The organism is Intrasporangium zincisolvens, from assembly GCF_034724055.1.
GTDB classification, from domain to species: domain Bacteria; phylum Actinomycetota; class Actinomycetes; order Actinomycetales; family Dermatophilaceae; genus Monashia; species Monashia zincisolvens.
Genome location: NZ_JAWIIL010000002.1, coordinates 667,765 through 683,544, shown reverse-complemented (window position 1 = coordinate 683,544; position 15,780 = coordinate 667,765). Strand labels below are relative to the sequence as shown.

The 15,780-nt window shown below is 73.8% G+C and carries 15 protein-coding genes; 5 read left to right on the top strand and 10 right to left on the bottom strand.

The window, feature by feature from the left end; translation table 11 throughout:
- The first annotated feature begins 3 nt into the window (after window positions 1-3).
- Entirely contained in the window at window positions 4-1,116 is a 1,113-nt protein-coding gene (locus RY076_RS07500) for an LOG family protein (RefSeq protein ID WP_323096975.1), read from the top strand.
- Here RY076_RS07500 and RY076_RS07495 read toward each other — a convergent pair.
- Window positions 1,100-3,037 (bottom strand): propionyl-CoA synthetase, encoded by a 1,938-nt coding sequence (locus RY076_RS07495; RefSeq protein ID WP_323096974.1) that lies wholly within the window; start codon window positions 3,035-3,037, stop codon window positions 1,100-1,102. The two genes, RY076_RS07500 and RY076_RS07495, sit on opposite strands and share 17 nt — an antisense overlap.
- Before the next feature lie 4 nt (window positions 3,038-3,041).
- Window positions 3,042-4,388 (bottom strand): MFS transporter, encoded by a 1,347-nt coding sequence (locus RY076_RS07490; protein WP_323096973.1) that lies wholly within the window; start codon window positions 4,386-4,388, stop codon window positions 3,042-3,044.
- A gap of 71 nt (window positions 4,389-4,459) precedes the next feature.
- On the opposite strand from RY076_RS07490, the gene RY076_RS07485 reads away from it, so the two are divergent.
- Window positions 4,460-5,470: a GlxA family transcriptional regulator gene (locus tag RY076_RS07485; RefSeq protein ID WP_323096972.1), complete on the top strand. Its 1,011-nt coding sequence runs from the start codon at window positions 4,460-4,462 to the stop codon at window positions 5,468-5,470.
- Window positions 5,471-5,504: 34 nt separating this feature from the next.
- On the opposite strand, the gene RY076_RS07480 is transcribed toward RY076_RS07485, so the two are convergent.
- A complete protein-coding gene (locus tag RY076_RS07480) occupies window positions 5,505-5,975 on the bottom strand; it encodes a hypothetical protein (protein WP_323096971.1) in 471 nt (156 codons plus the stop codon).
- Between the two features lie 149 nt (window positions 5,976-6,124).
- On the opposite strand from RY076_RS07480, the gene RY076_RS07475 reads away from it, so the two are divergent.
- From RY076_RS07475 to RY076_RS07465, 3 genes are read left to right on the top strand one after another with little or no spacing between them, the layout of a single operon-like run.
- Window positions 6,125-6,355: a hypothetical protein gene (locus tag RY076_RS07475; protein WP_323096970.1), complete on the top strand. Its 231-nt coding sequence runs from the start codon at window positions 6,125-6,127 to the stop codon at window positions 6,353-6,355.
- Window positions 6,352-7,062 carry a sigma-70 family RNA polymerase sigma factor gene (locus RY076_RS07470; protein WP_323096969.1) on the top strand — a complete coding sequence of 237 codons (711 nt, stop codon included), beginning with the start codon at window positions 6,352-6,354 and terminating at the stop codon, window positions 7,060-7,062. The genes RY076_RS07475 and RY076_RS07470 overlap by 4 nt, the downstream gene beginning before the upstream one ends.
- Entirely contained in the window at window positions 7,059-7,331 is a 273-nt protein-coding gene (locus tag RY076_RS07465; protein WP_323096968.1) for a hypothetical protein, read from the top strand. The genes RY076_RS07470 and RY076_RS07465 overlap by 4 nt, the downstream gene beginning before the upstream one ends.
- Window positions 7,332-7,360: 29 nt before the next feature.
- On the opposite strand, the gene rlmN is transcribed toward RY076_RS07465, so the two are convergent.
- The 7 genes from rlmN to RY076_RS07430 all read right to left on the bottom strand — a co-directional run bounded on the left by rlmN (window position 7,361) and on the right by RY076_RS07430 (window position 15,748).
- A complete protein-coding gene (gene rlmN, locus RY076_RS07460; RefSeq protein ID WP_323096967.1) occupies window positions 7,361-8,548 on the bottom strand; it encodes a dual-specificity RNA methyltransferase RlmN in 1,188 nt (395 codons plus the stop codon).
- A 58-nt stretch (window positions 8,549-8,606) separates the two neighbouring features.
- Window positions 8,607-9,572 carry a phosphatidate cytidylyltransferase gene (locus tag RY076_RS07455; RefSeq protein WP_323096966.1) on the bottom strand — a complete coding sequence of 322 codons (966 nt, stop codon included), beginning with the start codon at window positions 9,570-9,572 and terminating at the stop codon, window positions 8,607-8,609.
- 16 nt (window positions 9,573-9,588) lie between these two features.
- The gene (gene frr, locus RY076_RS07450; RefSeq protein ID WP_323096965.1) at window positions 9,589-10,146 is read right to left on the bottom strand and encodes a ribosome recycling factor; all 558 of its coding nucleotides are present in this window, start codon (window positions 10,144-10,146) and stop codon (window positions 9,589-9,591) included.
- A gap of 99 nt (window positions 10,147-10,245) precedes the next feature.
- Window positions 10,246-10,974 carry a UMP kinase gene (gene pyrH, locus RY076_RS07445; RefSeq protein WP_076259775.1) on the bottom strand — a complete coding sequence of 243 codons (729 nt, stop codon included), beginning with the start codon at window positions 10,972-10,974 and terminating at the stop codon, window positions 10,246-10,248.
- 102 nt (window positions 10,975-11,076) lie between these two features.
- Window positions 11,077-12,204: an aminotransferase class V-fold PLP-dependent enzyme gene (locus RY076_RS07440; protein WP_323096964.1), complete on the bottom strand. Its 1,128-nt coding sequence runs from the start codon at window positions 12,202-12,204 to the stop codon at window positions 11,077-11,079.
- A 14-nt stretch (window positions 12,205-12,218) separates the two neighbouring features.
- Entirely contained in the window at window positions 12,219-15,035 is a 2,817-nt protein-coding gene (locus RY076_RS07435; protein ID WP_323096963.1) for a DUF4153 domain-containing protein, read from the bottom strand.
- On the bottom strand, window positions 15,032-15,748 hold the full coding sequence (locus tag RY076_RS07430) for a response regulator transcription factor (RefSeq protein ID WP_323096962.1): 717 nt from the start codon (window positions 15,746-15,748) through the stop codon (window positions 15,032-15,034). The genes RY076_RS07435 and RY076_RS07430 overlap by 4 nt, the downstream gene beginning before the upstream one ends.
- Window positions 15,749-15,780: the final 32 nt, after the last annotated feature.

Here is a 15,780-nt window from a genome sequence, read left to right as displayed (position 1 = left end):
GCCATGGAGATCGAGAGCCTCGACGCGCTGGAGGACCACCTCGACGACGGCACGCCGCTCGGGGGCCTTCGCCTGCAGGGCCTCGACCTGTCGGGGTACGCCCGGCGGTTCGCCGAGCACACCGACCTCACCGGACTCGTCGTGCTCGGCGGCAGGGTGCCCACCGACGTCGCCGAGGTGCTCCTGCGCCGCGGCGCCATCGTCTTCCCGGGCGTCGCCGACGCGCCGGTCGACCCGTGGCGGGGCCTCTACCGGCCCGAGGACCTCTACGCCGGGCTCGACGCCGGCTACGACGCGACGCCCGACGCCCGCGCCTACCGGTGGTTCGTCGACGCCCACCTGCGCACCGACGCCTACTGCACCCTCGTGCGGGCCATCCACGACGACACGGTCACCGACGACCTCGACGAGCTGGTGGGCGGACGGTCGGTCGTCGGCGTCATGGGAGGGCACCGCGTCGAGCGGGGTACCGACGCCTACGCGGCAGCCGCGCGCCTCGGGCACCGGCTCGCCTCGGACGGGCACCTCGTGGCCACGGGAGGCGGCCCGGGGGCGATGGAGGCGGTCAACCTCGGGGCGCTCTGCCACGACGCCACGCGCCTCGAGGACGCGCTGGCCCGCCTGGCCGCCGTGCCGACCTTCCGCCCGTCGGTCACCGACTGGGCGCGGCTGGCCCTCGACGTTCGGGCCGACGTCGTCGGCGAGGAGCCGCGCGTCCCCTTCGACCTGTTGGGCCCCACGGCACGCTCGCTCGGCATCCCCACGTGGTTCTACGGGCACGAGCCGCCGAACGTCTTCTGCGACGCGGTCGCCAAGTACTTCTCGAACGCGATCCGCGAGGACGGGCTGCTCTCGCGCAGCACCGCCGGGATCGTCGTCCTCGGGGGCGCGGCGGGCACCGTGCAGGAGATCTTCCAGGCGGTGACGCCGCTCTACTACGCCCTCGACGACGCGCCGCTCCCCCCGCTCGTGCTCGTGGGCCGGCGCCAGTGGACGGTCGACGTGCCCGTCTGGCCGACGCTGAGCGTCCTCGCCGCCGACCGCCGGATGGCCGGCTCGGTGCACCTCGTGGACGACATCGAGGAGGTGCCCGCCCTGCTCACTCCGGTGCCGTGAGCACCGGGGCCAGCGCGTCGAGCACCGACGCGTCCTCGATGGTCGCCGGCACCGCGGCGTCCTTGCCGTCGGCCATCTCGCGCATCGTCTTGCGCAGGATCTTGCCCGAGCGCGTCTTGGGCAGCGCCGCCACGATGTCGACGCGGTGGAGGGAGGCGACCGGCCCGACCTCCGCGCGGACGCGGGCCACGAGCTCGCGCCGGATGCGCTCTCCCTCGGCCTCGGCGTCGATGCCCGACTTGAGCACGACGAGGGCGCGCGGCACCTGGCCCTTGAGGTCGTCGTGGACGCCGATGACGGCGCACTCGGCGACGGCCTCGTGGCCGGCGAGCGCGGCCTCGAGCGAGCCGGTGGACAGGCGGTGCCCGGCGACGTTGAGCACGTCGTCGGTGCGGCCCATGACGAAGAGGTAGCCGTCCTCGTCGAGGTAGCCGCCGTCGCCGGTGAGGTAGTGCCCCGGGTAGGCCGCGAGGTAGGAGGACACGTAGCGGTCGTCGTCCTGCCAGAGCGTCGGCAGGGTGCCCGGCGGCATCGGCAGCCGGAGGCAGATGGCGCCCTCGGTTCCGGCGGGCACCTCGTGGCCCTCGCCGTCGAGCACGCGCACGTCGTAGCCGGGCACCGCGACGGTCGGCGAGCCGGGCTTGATCGGCAGCAGCCCGATCCCCTTGGGGTTGGCGGCGATCGGCCACCCGGTCTCGGTCTGCCACCAGTTGTCGACGACCGGCACGCCGAGCGCGGCCGAGGCCCACTCGTAGGTGTCGGGGTCGAGCCGCTCCCCCGCGAGGAAGAGCGCCCGGAAGCGCGACAGGTCGTGCTCGGCGACCTTCGACGCGGTCGAGTCGTCCTTCTTGATGGCGCGGAAGGCGGTGGGCGCCGTGAAGAGGCACACCGCGTCGTAGTCGGCGATGACGCGCCAGAACGCCCCCGCGTCGGGCGTGCCCACCGGCTTGCCCTCGTAGAGCACGGTCGTGGCACCGGTCAGCAGCGGTGCGTAGACGATGTACGAGTGGCCGACGACCCAGCCGACGTCGCTCGCCGTGAACATCGTCTCGCCGGGGCGGACGTCGTAGACGTTCTCCATCGACCAGCGCAGCGCCACCGCGTAGCCGCCGCTGTCGCGGTAGATGCCCTTGGGCTTGCCGGTCGTGCCGGAGGTGTAGAGCACGTAGAGCGGGTCGGTGGCCGCCACCGTGGTGCAGCCGGCCGGCTCGGCGTCGTCGTACACCTCGTCCCAGGTCATCTCCTCCCAGTCGGTGTCGCGCTGGCCGACGGCGGCCGGCGACTGCTCGCGCTGGAGCACGATGACCGACTCGGGCTTGTGGCTGCTGCGGTCGAGCGCGGCGTCGAGCATCGGCTTGTACTCGACGATGCGCGAGGGCTCGACGCCGCAGCTGGCCGACACGACGACCTTGGGCTCGGCGTCCTCGATGCGCGCGGCGAGCTCCTGCGGGGCGAAGCCGCCGAAGACGACGGAGTGCACCGCCCCCAGCCGTGCGCAGGCCAGCATGGCGACGACGGCCTCGGGCACCATCGGCATGTAGACGACGACCCGGTCGCCCTTCTCGACGCCGAGCCCGGCGAGAGCACCGGCGAAGCGGGCGACGCGGTCGAGCAGCTCGCCGTACGTCAGCGTCGCCTTCGTGCCGGTGACCGGCGAGTCGTAGTGCAGGGCGGGCTGGGCCCCCCGCCCCGCGGCCACGTGCCGGTCGAGGGCGTTGAAGCAGACGTTGAGCTCGGCGTCGGGGTACCAGCGGTAGAACGGCGGTGCGGTGTCGTCGAGGATGCGCGTCGGTGGCGTGACCCAGTCGATCGCCCCGGCGGCTCGCGCCCAGAACCCCTCCGGGTCACGCAGGCTCGACTCGTGGAGGTCTCGGTAGGCCGCGAACGCGGCCGTGGTGCCGTCGGTGCCGTCGCTGGTCATGGCCTCACTGTGCCGCCGGGGCCGCCTCCGCGCCAGAGTCCGTGCGACGAGGTGACCCATCTGACAGCCGAGCGGTCGTGATCGCCACGCACATGAGGGCCGCCCCGAGGCAGAGCGCGCCGGCCGCGTACCAGGCGAGGTCGTAGGTGCCGAGCTGGTCGCGGACCAGGCCCGCGCCGACCGCCGCGACGGCCGCACCGAGCTGGTGGGAGGCGAAGACCCAGCCGAAGACGATGGGCGCCCGGTCACCGTAGGCGAGGCGGCACAGGGCGATCGTCGGGGGCACCGTGGCGACCCAGTCGAGGCCGTAGAACAGCACGAACGCCAGCATGTTCGGGTGCATGTGGTCGCTGAAGAGCGACGGCAGCAGGAACAGCGAGGCGCCGCGGAGGGTGTAGTACGCGGCGAGGAGCACCCGCGGGTCGACGCGGTCGGTGAGCCAGCCGGAGAAGACGGTCCCGACGATGTCGAAGACGCCGACGAGGGCCAGCAGGCCGGCGGCAGTCGTCGTCGGCATGCCGTGGTCGTGCGCGGCCGGGATGAAGTGGGTGCCGACGAGGCCGTTGGTCGACGCGCCGCAGACGGCGAAGCTGCCGGCGAGCAGCCAGAAGACGCGGGTGCGCGACGCGTCGCGCAGGGTGCCGAGGGCCAGGCGGGCCGGGTGGCCGGTGGGCCGGGGCGGACGGCCGACGGGGGTTCCGGCCGGAGCGCCGTAGGCGGTGACGCCGAGGACGCTCGGGTGGTCGTGCAGCTTCCACAGCACGAGGGGCACGACGGCGAGGGCGGCCGCGGACGTCGTGACGGCGGCCGTGCGCCAGCCGTGGTGCTCTGCGAGCCAGGCGAGGAGCGGCAGGAAGACGAGCTGTCCGGTGGCCCCGGCTGCCGTGAGGATGCCGGTGACGAGACCGCGCCGCGCCACGAACCAGCGACCGGTGACCGTCGCGACGAGGCCCATCGACATGGCGCCGGTACCCATCCCGACGACGATCCCCCAGCACAGGACGAGCTGCCACGACTGCGTCATCCAGATCGGCAGGAGCGAGCCGACGCTGACGAGGACGAGCGCGACGGCGATGACCCGCTGGATGCCGAGCCGCTCCATGAGGGCGGCCGAGAAGGGCGCCGCCAGCCCGAAGAGGACGAGGTTGACGGAGACGGCGGCGCCGATGACGCCCATCGGCCAGCCGAACTCCTCGTGCAGCGGCGTCATGAGCACGCCCGGCGTCGAGCGGAAGCCGGCGGCGCCGATGATCGTCAGGAACGTGACGAAGGCGACCCACCAGGCGGGGTGGACGCGTCGGGTGGCGGAGGCGCCCGGGGCCGGGGCTGCGGAGCGGTCGGTGAGGGTCACCGGGCCACTCTGCCCGTTCCGTCCTTCCCGCGACGAGTGACCAGATGGACAACATGTGCAAGGATCTGGCCATGACTCGTCGCGCCGGCCGTGATCCGCACCGCGTCGCCGTCCTCGCCCTCGAGAACGTCGTGGCCTTCGAGCTCGGCCTGCCCCACCGGTTCCTGCGCGCCGCGGCCCTCGACCCGGGCTGGCCCGGATCACCCACCGGCGCTCCCCTGCCGTACGAGGTGTCGATGTGCACCCTGGACGACGGGCCCGTCACCACCTCTGCCGGCTACCAGGCCGTGCCCACGCACCCGAGCTCCGTTCTGGCAGAGGCCGACACGGTCATCGTGCCCGGCATCTACGGCGGCGTCGTCGACACCGGCCGGGTGCCCGACGCGCTGCGCACCCTCGCCGCGACGGTTCGTCCCGACGCGCGCTGGATCTCCATCTGCACCGGCGCCTTCGCCCTCGCCGCCCTCGGCCTGCTCGACGGCCGCACCGCGACGACGCACTGGTGTCACGTCGACGCGTTCCGCCGGCACTTCCCGCAGGTGATCCTCGACCCCGACGTCCTCTACGTCGACGAGGGCGACGTGCTCACCTCCGCGGGCAACGCGGCCGGCATCGACCTGCTCCTGCATCTGGTGCGCTCCGACCTCGGCACCGAGGCGGCCAACCGGGTCGCTCGCAGCGCCGTGGTCGCCCCGTGGCGGGCCGGCGGCCAGGCCCAGTTCATCGACCGGCCCGTGCCCGAGGAGGACGACGCCGGCACCGGACCGACGCGCGTCTGGGCGCTCGAGCACCTCGGCGAGCCGCTCGGCCTCGCCGACCTCGCGCGGCACGCCGGCATGAGCGTGCGCACCTTCACGCGTCGGTTCCGCGAGGAGGCCGGCGAGACGGCGGTGACGTGGCTGACCCGCGCCCGCGTCGACCGTGCCCGGCACCTGCTCGAGACGACCGACCTCCCGGTCGACCGTGTCGCGGCCGAGGCCGGGTTCGGCACGACGGCCTCGCTGCGCCAGCACCTCTCGGCGGCCGTCGGCGTCTCTCCCCTGGCCTACCGACGCACCTACCGCGCCGCCGAGACCGCCTGAGCCACAACGTCGCCCGACACGGTGACCCCTGGTGTCACGACGCCTGGCGGTGCACCCACGGCAGCGCTCGCCGGTCGTACACGACGGCGAGCCGACCCAGCGCCACGGCCGCCAGCATGAGGCCGAAGTCACGCAGGGCGATGTCGCCGTACCCGCCGAGGAGCAGCAGGTTCACGATGATGCCCGCCAGCCACGCGGCGACGACTGGCGCCCCGAGACGCGGCCACACGGCGACGACCACGCCCGCCACGACCTCGACGACGCCCACGACGTACATCGTCTGGTGCACGGTCAACGGCGACAGGTGGGCGATCTGCGGTGCGAGGTACCGGTCCCAGTCGACGAGCAGGTGGGCGAACTTGTCGGCGCCGAAGACGATCGGCGCCACCGTGAAGGCGGTGCGCAGCACGAGGTAGGCCTGGCGGGCCGGATCGGGGCGCCCCGCAGCGTGCGTCGCGTCGGTGAGGTCGCCGGGTCGGGACGGGGCGGGATGCGTGTGGGACATGGGAGCTCCTCTTCGTGGTGGATGTGGCGGACGGCCCGCGACCCGTGCCGCGAAGCGCCTGCGGGTTGCGACACCTCCTTGGTGTCCGGGGGTGGGACGGCTCTTACCGCGACGGGTAAGGGCGCCGACGCCCGCGACACCAAGGAGGTATGACCATCCACTCGACCCGCGTCGCCGGGTGCGGGGCCTCGGGACCGCCCGTCGACGTGACGGCGTGGCGCCGGTGCCGACTGCTCGAGGCCGGCTTCGATGCCGACCTCGCCGCCCGGCTCGCCGCGGACCGGCGCGTAGACGTGCACGCCCTCCTCCAGCTCGTCGATCGTGGCTGCCCGCCGGTCCTTGCCGCGCGCATCCTCTCCCCGCAAGGATCGACCTCGTGACCATCGCCGACGCCGACGGTGCCGCGAGCCCGGCCCTCGAGGCCGCCGAGCGGCCTCCCGGCCCCGTCCGCGCGGACGAGGAGCGCGACTGGGTGGCCGACCTCGCCGGGACCGGCGCACGTCACGAGGAGGCACTGCGCGAGCTGCGCGGCCTGCTCGTCAGGGCGTGCCGTCACCAGGTGTGGCACCTGCGGGGCCAGCTGACCGGGGTGGGCGCGGTGGTGCTCGAGGAGCTCGTCGAGGGGTCGGCCGACGACGCGCTCGTCGCGGTGCTGGCCAGGCTCGACACCTTCGAGGGCCGCAGCCGGTTCACCACGTGGGCCTACAAGTTCGGCGTGCTCCACGCCGCCAACGAGGTGCGGCGCCGGGCGTGGGCCACTCGTGAGGTGTGCCTGCCCGACGACGCCGCCTGGACCGACCCCGCCCCCGGCCCGGACCACCTCGCCGAGGCCGCCGACCTCGCCGCGGAAGTGGCGTCGGCCCTCACGGACGCGCTGACGCCCTACCAGCGTCGGATCGCCGTGGCGCTGCTGCTCGACCACGTACCCATCGACGTCCTCGCCGACCGCCTCGGCACGACGCGCGGGGCGCTCTACAAGACCCTCAGCGTGGCGCGCACGCGGATCCGCCACCACCTGACGGCCACCGGACACCTGCCACCGGCCGGCTCACCGGCCACCTCAGCGGCCAGCGGGGAGACACCATGACATCCACACCACGGCCGCTGACGCCCGAGAACGTCCGGGCGCTGACCCTGCCGACGGAGCCCTGGCTGTCGTGCGAGGACTGCTTCACCCTCGCCGACCGGTACGCCGAGGCCCTCGTCGAGGACCCCGACACCGGGCAGCTGCCCGAGATGCTCGTGCACCTGCACGCCTGCGCCGCCTGCGCCGAGGAGGCCGAGTCGCTGATCCGGCTCGTCGCCTCCGACGTGGGAGTCGACCCTTCGCCCGCGCTGGCGCGGCTGCGCGGCTGACCGGCTGCGCCGGCCTCGGGCCTCGGGCCTCAGGCGGTGGAGGCGGCCAGCTGGCCGCAGGCGCCGTCGATGTCCTGGCCGCGCGTGTCGCGGATCGTCGTCGGGACGCCGTGGGCGCGCAGCCGCTCGACGAAGTTCTGCTCGACACCGGGGCGCGACGCCGTCCACTTCGAGCCCGGCGTCGGGTTGAGCGGGATCGGGTTGACGTGCACCCAGCCCTTTCCCCGCGCGGCGAGCTTCTCGCCGAGCAGGTCGGCGCGCCAGCCCTGGTCGTTGATGTCGCGGATGAGGGCGTACTCGATGGAGACGCGTCGGCCCGTGACCTCGTAGTACCGGTACGCGGCATCGAGGGCCTCGTCGACCTTCCACCGGGTGTTGATGGGCACGAGCTCGTCGCGCAGCTCGTCGTCCGGGGCGTGCAGCGACAGCGCCAGCGTGACCGGGACGCCCTCGGCGGCGAGCTTGTCGATCCCGGGCACGAGACCGACGGTCGACATCGTGATGCCGCGCGCCGACATGCCGAGACCGTCGGGCGCCGGGTCGGTCAGGCGCCGGATGGCCCCGATCGCGGCCTTGTAGTTGGCCAGGGCCTCGCCCATGCCCATGAAGACGACGTTGCTGACCCGCAGCGGGTGCTCGCGGTCCTCGTCGTCGCCGCCCGCGAGCTCGCCGCGGCGCAGCGCCCGGGCCGCCCACACGACCTGCTCGACGATCTCACCGGCCGACATGTTGCGGGTCAGGCCCGCCTGCCCGGTGGCGCAGAACGGGCAGTTCATGCCGCACCCGGCCTGGCTCGAGATGCAGATGGTGACGCGCTTCGGGTAGCGCATGAGGACCGACTCGACGATGGCGCCGTCGTGCAGGCGCCACGCGTACTTCATCGTCTGGCCGTCGTCGGCCACGCGCTGCACGATCGGCGTCAGCAGCGTCGGGAGCAGGTCGGTGACGAGGTCCGAGCGCACCGCCTTGGGCAGGTCGGTCATCTCCTCGGGGTCGTCGACGAGCCGCTCGAAGTAGTGGGTCGAGAGCTGCTTGGCCCGGAACCCCTTGTGGCCCAGTGACTCGACCGCCTCCTTGCGCTCGGCCGGCGACAGGTCGGCGAGGTGGCGCGGCGGCTTGCCGCGCCGTGGCGCGCGGAAGGTCAGCTGGCCGGGCTCGGGCCGGTCGGTCGTCGGCTCGGGCAGGGGTACGGAGGTCGGCGCGGGGATCTCGGTCATGGCGCGCCCATTCTCGCAGGCCCGGCCGCTCCGGCCCAACGCCGCACGCGGTGACGCATCAGGAGGGCTGGGCGGCGAGCAGAGTGAGCACGGCCCACACGATCGGCGCGACGACGACGAGCGAGTCGAGGCGGTCCATGATGCCGCCGTGGCCCGGGAGGATGTTCGACATGTCCTTGATCCCGAGGTCGCGCTTGATGAGCGACTCCATCAGGTCGCCGACCGTGGCCGCGACGGCCACCCCGACGCCGAGCAGGACGCCGATGACCCACGCGTGCCCGAGGAAGAAGTGCACGGTCAGCGCACCGCCGACCATGCACAGCAGGACCGAGCCGGCGAAGCCCTCCCACGACTTCTTCGGGCTGATCGTCGGCGCCATCGGGTGCTTGCCGAAGAGGACGCCGGCCGCGTAGCCGCCGACGTCGCTGCACACCGTCGTGATGAGGAAGACGAACATCCGCCCGACGCCGTCCTCGGCCGACAGCAGCAGCACGGCGAACCCGACGAGGAACGTCGGGTACGTCGCGACGAACATGCCGCCGAGCACGTCGCGCCCGGCGCCGTCGAGGCGTCCGGTGCCGCGCCAGAGCACGACGGCCAGGCAGGTCAGGGCCCACGCCACCGTCAGCGCGCCGGGACCGTGCTCGTAGGCCGCCCACGCCATGCCGACCGAGCCGGCGAGCGCGGGGACGATCGGGGCGTTCACCCCGGCGTGCCGCAGCGCGCCGCGCATCTCCCAGATGGCGACCCCGACGGCGATCACGACGACGACGAGGAAGGACACCTTGGCCAGCAGCAGCGTCGCGACGATGACGACGCCGAGGCCGACCCCGACGCCGATCGCGGCGGGCAGGTTGCGCCCGGCACGGCTCGGGCGCTTCTCGATGACCTTCTCCGGAGGCAGGCCGGCGACGTCGTCGAGCGCGGGGTCGTAGGGCACGGGTTCGAGCAGCCCGTCGCCGTCGTCGGTGTGCGCCGCGGACGCGTGGTCCTCGGGCTGCGACGGCGAGTCGGTCGTCATCATGGGTGGAGCCGCGAGGTCAGACCTCGAGCAGCTCGGCCTCCTTGGCCTTGACGAGACCGTCGACGAGGTCGGTGTGCTTCTTCGTGAGGCCGTCGAGCTCCTTCTCGGCGCGCGAGCCGTCGTCCTCGCCGACCTCGCCGTCCTTGACGAGCTTGTCGATGTCGGTCTTGGCCTTGCGGCGGATGTTGCGCACGGAGACGCGAGCGTCCTCGGCCTTGCCGTGGGCGAGCTTGATGTACTCGCGGCGGCGCTCCTCGGTCAGCTCGGGCATGACGCAACGGATCTGGTGGCCGTCGCTGCTCGGGTTGACGCCGAGGTCGGAGTCGCGGATCGCCTTCTCGATCTCGTGCATCGCCGACTTGTCGAACGGGATGACGAGGATGGTGCGCGCCTCGGGGTTCTGGAACGAGGCGAGCTGCTGCAGCGGCGTCGGGGCGCCGTAGTACTCGACCGTCAGCTTGTTGAACAGGCCCGGGTTGGCACGGCCGGTGCGGATGCCCGCGAAGTCCTCCTTGAGGACCTCGACGGCCTTGTCCATCTTCTCCTCGGCCTCGAACATCGTCTCTTCGATCATGGCGGTGTGGCTTCCTCGTCCCTCGGGTCGGGTGGGCTTGCGGTGTCTGGGGTGCTGCGGGTGGGCCCGCGAGCGCGTGGTGCTCGGGTGTCGGGGCGGTCAGGCGTTGGTGACCAGCGTGCCGATCCTCTCACCGAGCAGGGCGCGGGTGATGTTTCCCGGGCCCTCCATGCCGAAGACGATCATCGGCAGCTTGTTCTCCATGCACAGGCTGAACGCGGCGGCGTCCACGATGCGCAGGCCGCTCGCGAGGCCCTCCTCGAAGGTCAGCGTGTCGTACTTCGTCGCCGTCGGGTCGGTCTTCGGGTCGGCCGTGTAGACGCCGTCGACGCCGCTCTTGGCGATGAGCAGGGCGTCGCACTTGGTCTCGAGGGCGCGCTGGGCGCTCACGGTGTCGGTGGAGAAGTACGGCATGCCGGCACCGGCGCCGAAGATGACGACGCGCATCTTCTCGAGGTGGCGGATGGCGCGGCGCGGGATGTAGGGCTCGGCCACCTGTTGCATCGCGATCGCGGACTGGACGCGCGTCTCGATGCCCTCCTTCTCGAGGAAGTCCTGCAGGGCGAGGCAGTTCATGACCGTGCCGAGCATGCCCATGTAGTCGGCGCGGGTGCGGTCCATGCCGCGCTGCTGGAGCTCGGCGCCGCGGAAGAAGTTGCCGCCGCCGATGACGACGGACACCTGGACGCCGCCGCGGACGGCCTCGGCGATCTGCTTGGCGATCCCGGCCACGACGGCGGGGTCGAGGCCGATGGCTCCGCCGCCGAACACCTCACCGGAGAGCTTGAGCAGAACCCGGTGGAACGGGGTGGTCTGGGCGTCGGTCATGGGCGCGGGGCCTCCTCGTGGGATCCGTTCGCAGGGTCGATCGATCTTTCCACATCCCGTGCCGATCGACTGCATCGAGCCCCGGAGGCGCGGGCCCGGTCCTCAGACGCCGAGCACGCCCGGGAGCGCCTGCGCGAGCCGGACGTAGTCGTCCTCGTCGTTGTACGGCGCGGCCGCGAGTCGCAGGTAGCCGCGCCCCTCGAACGCGACTGGCGGCACGACGAAACCGGCGGCGTGGAGCCGCTGCCACAGGGCCTCGGCGTCCTCGGTCGTCGACGCGATGCCGTCGGGCAGGGCGACCAGGTGCAGGCACGGCGCCGCCGGCAGGCCGCCGTGCGGCGCGGCGGAGCCGAGGACGCCTCGGACGTGGGCGGCACCGCGCAGCAGCAGCTCCGCGTTGCAGGCGACCTGGTCCCAGCCGCCGAGGTCGCGCCACGCGGCGAGGCCGTCGGGCACCGCGACCCACGCGGAGTGGTCGACCGTGCCCTGCAGGTCGAAGCGCTCCGGGTAGGGCAGGCCGTGGCTCCACGAGGTCACGAGCGGGCGCAGCCGCTCGCGGTGCTCCGGAGCGGCCCAGAGCGTCGCCGCCGCCCGCGGGGTGTAGGCCCACTTGTGGAGGTTTCCCGCCCAGAAGGCGACGCCGAGGGCCTCGACGTCGAGGCCGGGCAGGGCGCCGGGCACGTGCGCGGCGTCGACGAGGACGGGTACCGGTGCCACGGCTGCGGCGACCTCGGCGACAGGGAGCACGAGCGCGGTGGGCGAGGTGATCTGGTCGATGACGACGAGCCGGGTGCGCTCGGTGACCGCCGCCGAGAAGGCGGCGACGACGTCGGCCGGGCCGGCCTCCACGGGGAACGACGCCGTGCGCAGGGTCGCACCGCGCGCCTCGGCCGACCAGCCGGCCGTGAGGTAGCCGTGGTTGCTGACGACGACGTCGTCGCCGGGCCCGACGCCGAGGCCCTGGAGCACGACGCCGACGGCCTCGGTGACGTTGCGGACGAGTGCCGTCGAGTCGTGCGAGACCCCGATGAAGGCGGCCGCCTCGCGTCGGGCGGCGGACAGCGCGTCCGGCAGGTCGTCGCGGAACGCGCGCATCGGCGCGCCCTCGATGCGGGTGCGGGCCCGGTCCTGCGCCTCGCGCACCGACCGGGGCACCGCGCCGAACGCGCCGTGGTTGAGGTGGGTCAGGGCGGGGTCGAGCTCGAAGCGCCCGGCGATGTCACGACGCACCCGGCCATCCTGCCTCAGCGGGTCAGGCCCGTCGTCCGCAGGGTGGCGCACCGGTCCGCTTCGGCGGCGCTGGGCGGTACGACGCCGAGCGCGGCGGCCCGCGCCCGTCCGAGGTTCCACGCCAGGGCGTCGTCGCCCGAGGTGGGGTCGGGCGCCACGGCGCAGATCGCGACGGCACGCGGCAGCCCGGCGACGATCGTCGGGGCGGCGTCGGCGCCCAGCGTCGACAGGTAGGCGACGTCGAGCTCGCCGGACGCGGCGTAGCGGTCGATGTTGCGCTGGGCCACCCACGCCTCCGGGTTGAGGAGCCCGCCGACGAGGACGAACCCGGCCACCGCCATGAGGGCGGCCCGCGGTAGCCACCAGCCCTCGAGCCGGACGCCGGCGACCATGACGAGCACGACCAGCAGCCCGAGGAGCAGCTCGAACCCGACGACGAGCAGCCGCAGCACGGTGAAGCCGTAGGCCTGCTGGTAGAGGTCCATCCGGTGCAGGGCCGACCCGACGACGACGAGCGTCAGGGCGCACAGGGCACCGAGCACGACGCGCAGCACGAGGCGGTCGCGGGCGCCGTCGCGGGGGGCCTTGCGCAGGGTCAGGGCGATGGTGGCGAGCGTCAGCAGCGTTGCGGCTGTGAGCTGCCCGAAGCCCTGGTGCACGTAGTCGGCGTAGGTCAGGCCGGTGGTGCGCTGCACGTAGTCGTGGCCGCCGAAGAGCGCCGCCGCCTGCGCCACGACGAAGGCGACGAACACGACGACGACCATCCCGACCGGTACGACCCACTCCCAGGCGCGGGTGACGGGGCGCGCCTCCGGCAGGACGACGCGCTCGACACGCGGCGGGTTCAGGGCGACGTAGGTGGCGGCGAGCAGGGCCCCGCCCATGACGAAGCCGACGAAGAACCGGAAGATGAGGCTGTCCCACGCCAGCTGCGGCACGAGGTGGCTGGCCCACGAGCCGAAGATCGCGTCGCCCGAGGCGAAGAGCCCACCGAACACGACGAGGGCGACGAGCGACACGGCGGCCGTGCGCACGACCGGCCACACGATGGTGACGCGGCTCGTGGCCGCGACGGTCCGCCCGAGCAGGGGCAGGCCGCGCAGGGCCGCGAGCGGTCCCGACAGGACCCCGGCGACGATCGAGGGCAGACCCCGGGCCCCGGTCAGCGCCGTGGCGGTGACCACGAGCCCGACGAGCACGGCGAGCACCGTGAGCCAGGGGGCGGCCCGCAGCACGGCGATCGAGGCGAGCGCGATGCACACGGCCGCGGACGCGAGCGTCCACCGGCTGCGGCGTCGCTCGGTCGTGCGCCACAGCACGACGCCACCGACCGCGAGGACCACGAAGAGCGCGACCCCCAGGTTCCGGTACGGCAGGAGCACGGCCGACAGGATCCCGACACCGAGCGCGGTGAGCAGCAGACGCGTTTGCGGGCGCAGTCCGGACTCCGGCCAGAGGTCACCGAAGATCGTGTCGACGAGCGGCCCGGGCAGCGTCACCGGCCGCGTCGACGGGTGGGGTGACGAAGGGTGGGGTGACGACGGGTGGGGTGACGACGGCGGGGTCGGCAGCGGTGACGCACCCGTGGCTCCGGCCGGGGTCGGGCTGGACGCGGTCGACATGACGGTCTCCTTCGGCGGGGTCGTACGTGCGGCTGACGGTGGATCCGACGGTGCGGCCGGGAACCCGACCGAGGACGCGGCTGGGGCTGGCGCCGGTGACGGGACGAGTTCTCCGGCCCCGGGCCGGCACGGCAGGACGGCGCGCACGCGGGCACCCGGGCGGCCGGGCTCGGCGGGCAGGGCCTGGATCGACCCGCCGTGCAGCTCGCACACCCAGCTGGCGATGGCCAGGCCGATGCCGGTGCCGCCGCCGGCGTCGTCGCCCGAGCCGAAACGGTCGAAGACGCGTTCCGCGCGCTCGGGCGGGATGCCGGGGCCCTCGTCGGCGACCTCGAGCCACCAGCGGTCCGCTCCCTCCCGGCCCGCGCTGACCGTCACGGTCCCGTCGACGGGACTGTGCCGGGCGGCGTTGTCGAGGAGGTTGGCGAGCACCTGGGCGAGGCGGGCCGGGTCGGCGGTGACGGCGAGGTCGGCCGGCTCGACCGACACGACGTGCCGCACGCCGCGGGAGCTGCGGACGGCGCCGGACGCGCCGGACGCACCGGACGCGCCGACCCGCGCCTCCCCCACGGCTCGCTCGACGAGGTCGGCGACGCCCACGGGGGCGAGGGTGAGGCGGTCGGCTCCCCCGTCGACGCGGCTGAGGTCGAGCAGGTCACCGACGAGCGAACCGAGCCGCTCGGCCTGCGCGAGCGCCGTGCGCAGGACCGCGTCGTCGGGGCGGACGACGCCGTCGACGAGGTTCTCGAGCAGGGCCTGCTGGGCCGCGAGCGGCGTGCGCAGCTCGTGCGACACCGTGGCGACGAGCTGGCGCCGCTGCTGGTCGGCCGAGGCGAGGTCGCTCGCCATGGTGTTGAACGCCTGCGCCAGGGTGCCCACCTCGTCCGACGACGTGGCGGTGACGCGTCGGGAGTAGTCGCCGGTGGCCATCCGGGCCGCCGCGTCGGTCATCTCGCGCAGCGGCGAGGTCATGCCGCGGGCCAGCCACTGGGTGACGCCGAGGGCCGCGGCCACGGTGACCGGCACGGTGAGCCAGCCCGGCACGCCCGCCCGGTCGCCGATCTCGGCCACGACGATGGCCGCGACGATGCTGGCGCCGACGAGCAGGCCCAGCTTGGCCTTGACCGAACGGACGCCGTCGAGCGGGCGCTCGGTGTTGAGGTGCGACCTGGGCTGCGCGTCGGGGGTCGGTGTCGCGGGAACGCTCACGACGCGTCCGTCCCGAGCGCGTACCCGACGCCGTGGACGGTGCGGACGCGGTCGCCGCCGATCTTGGCCCGCAGCGCCTTGACGTGGCTGTCGAGCGTGCGGGTGCGGCCGGCGTCGGCCCAGCCCCACACCTCGCGCATCAGCTCGTCGCGGGTGCGGACCACGCCCGGTTCAGCCCACAGCGCGAGGAGCAGGTCGAACTCGAGCGGCGTCAGGTGCACGTCGGCGCCCTCGACGGTGACGCGTCGGGCCCCGCGGTCCACGGCGAGCGCGCCGAGCACGAGCAGCTCCGGCTGCGCGCTCGCCAGCTCGCGGGCCCGCTCCACGCGGCGCAGCAGGGTGCGGATGCGGGCGACGACCTCACGCATCCGGAAGGGCTTGGTGACGTAGTCGTCGGCGCCGACGCCGAGCCCGACGAGCATGTCGGTCTCGTCGGCGCGGGCCGTGAGCATGATGACGGGCACGGGCCGCTCGGCCTGGATGCGGCGGCACACCTCGAGGCCGTCGAAGCCGGGCAGCATGAGGTCGAGGAGCACGAGGTCGGGCCGGTGCTCGTCGTGCTGGGCCACGGCGCTCGGCCCGTCGTAGGACTGGATCACCCGGAAGCCCTCTGCCACAAGACGGTCCGTGAGGGCCTGGTTGATCGTGACGTCGTCCTCGACGACGAGCAGCGTCGCCTGTCCGGCCGGCGGTGCCGCACTCCCCTGGTTCATGTCCCCGAGCCTAGGAGTGGGCGCGCGGGCGG

Bases quoted from the DNA above. Each gene is read 5' to 3' on its own strand.
- RY076_RS07430 (WP_323096962.1), bottom strand. From the start codon at position 15,748: ATGAACCAGGGGAGTGCGGCACCGCCGGCCGGACAGGCGACGCTGCTC.
- RY076_RS07485 (WP_323096972.1), top strand. From the start codon at position 4,460: ATGACTCGTCGCGCCGGCCGTGATCCGCACCGCGTCGCCGTCCTCGCC.
- RY076_RS07465 (WP_323096968.1), top strand. From the start codon at position 7,059: ATGACATCCACACCACGGCCGCTGACGCCCGAGAACGTCCGGGCGCTG.
- RY076_RS07475 (WP_323096970.1), top strand. From the start codon at position 6,125: ATGACCATCCACTCGACCCGCGTCGCCGGGTGCGGGGCCTCGGGACCG.
- rlmN (WP_323096967.1), bottom strand. From the start codon at position 8,548: ATGACCGAGATCCCCGCGCCGACCTCCGTACCCCTGCCCGAGCCGACG.
- RY076_RS07480 (WP_323096971.1), bottom strand. From the start codon at position 5,975: ATGTCCCACACGCATCCCGCCCCGTCCCGACCCGGCGACCTCACCGAC.
- RY076_RS07455 (WP_323096966.1), bottom strand. From the start codon at position 9,572: ATGATGACGACCGACTCGCCGTCGCAGCCCGAGGACCACGCGTCCGCG.
- RY076_RS07495 (WP_323096974.1), bottom strand. From the start codon at position 3,037: ATGACCAGCGACGGCACCGACGGCACCACGGCCGCGTTCGCGGCCTAC.
- frr (WP_323096965.1), bottom strand. From the start codon at position 10,146: ATGATCGAAGAGACGATGTTCGAGGCCGAGGAGAAGATGGACAAGGCC.
- RY076_RS07500 (WP_323096975.1), top strand. From the start codon at position 4: ATGGAGATCGAGAGCCTCGACGCGCTGGAGGACCACCTCGACGACGGC.
- pyrH (WP_076259775.1), bottom strand. From the start codon at position 10,974: ATGACCGACGCCCAGACCACCCCGTTCCACCGGGTTCTGCTCAAGCTC.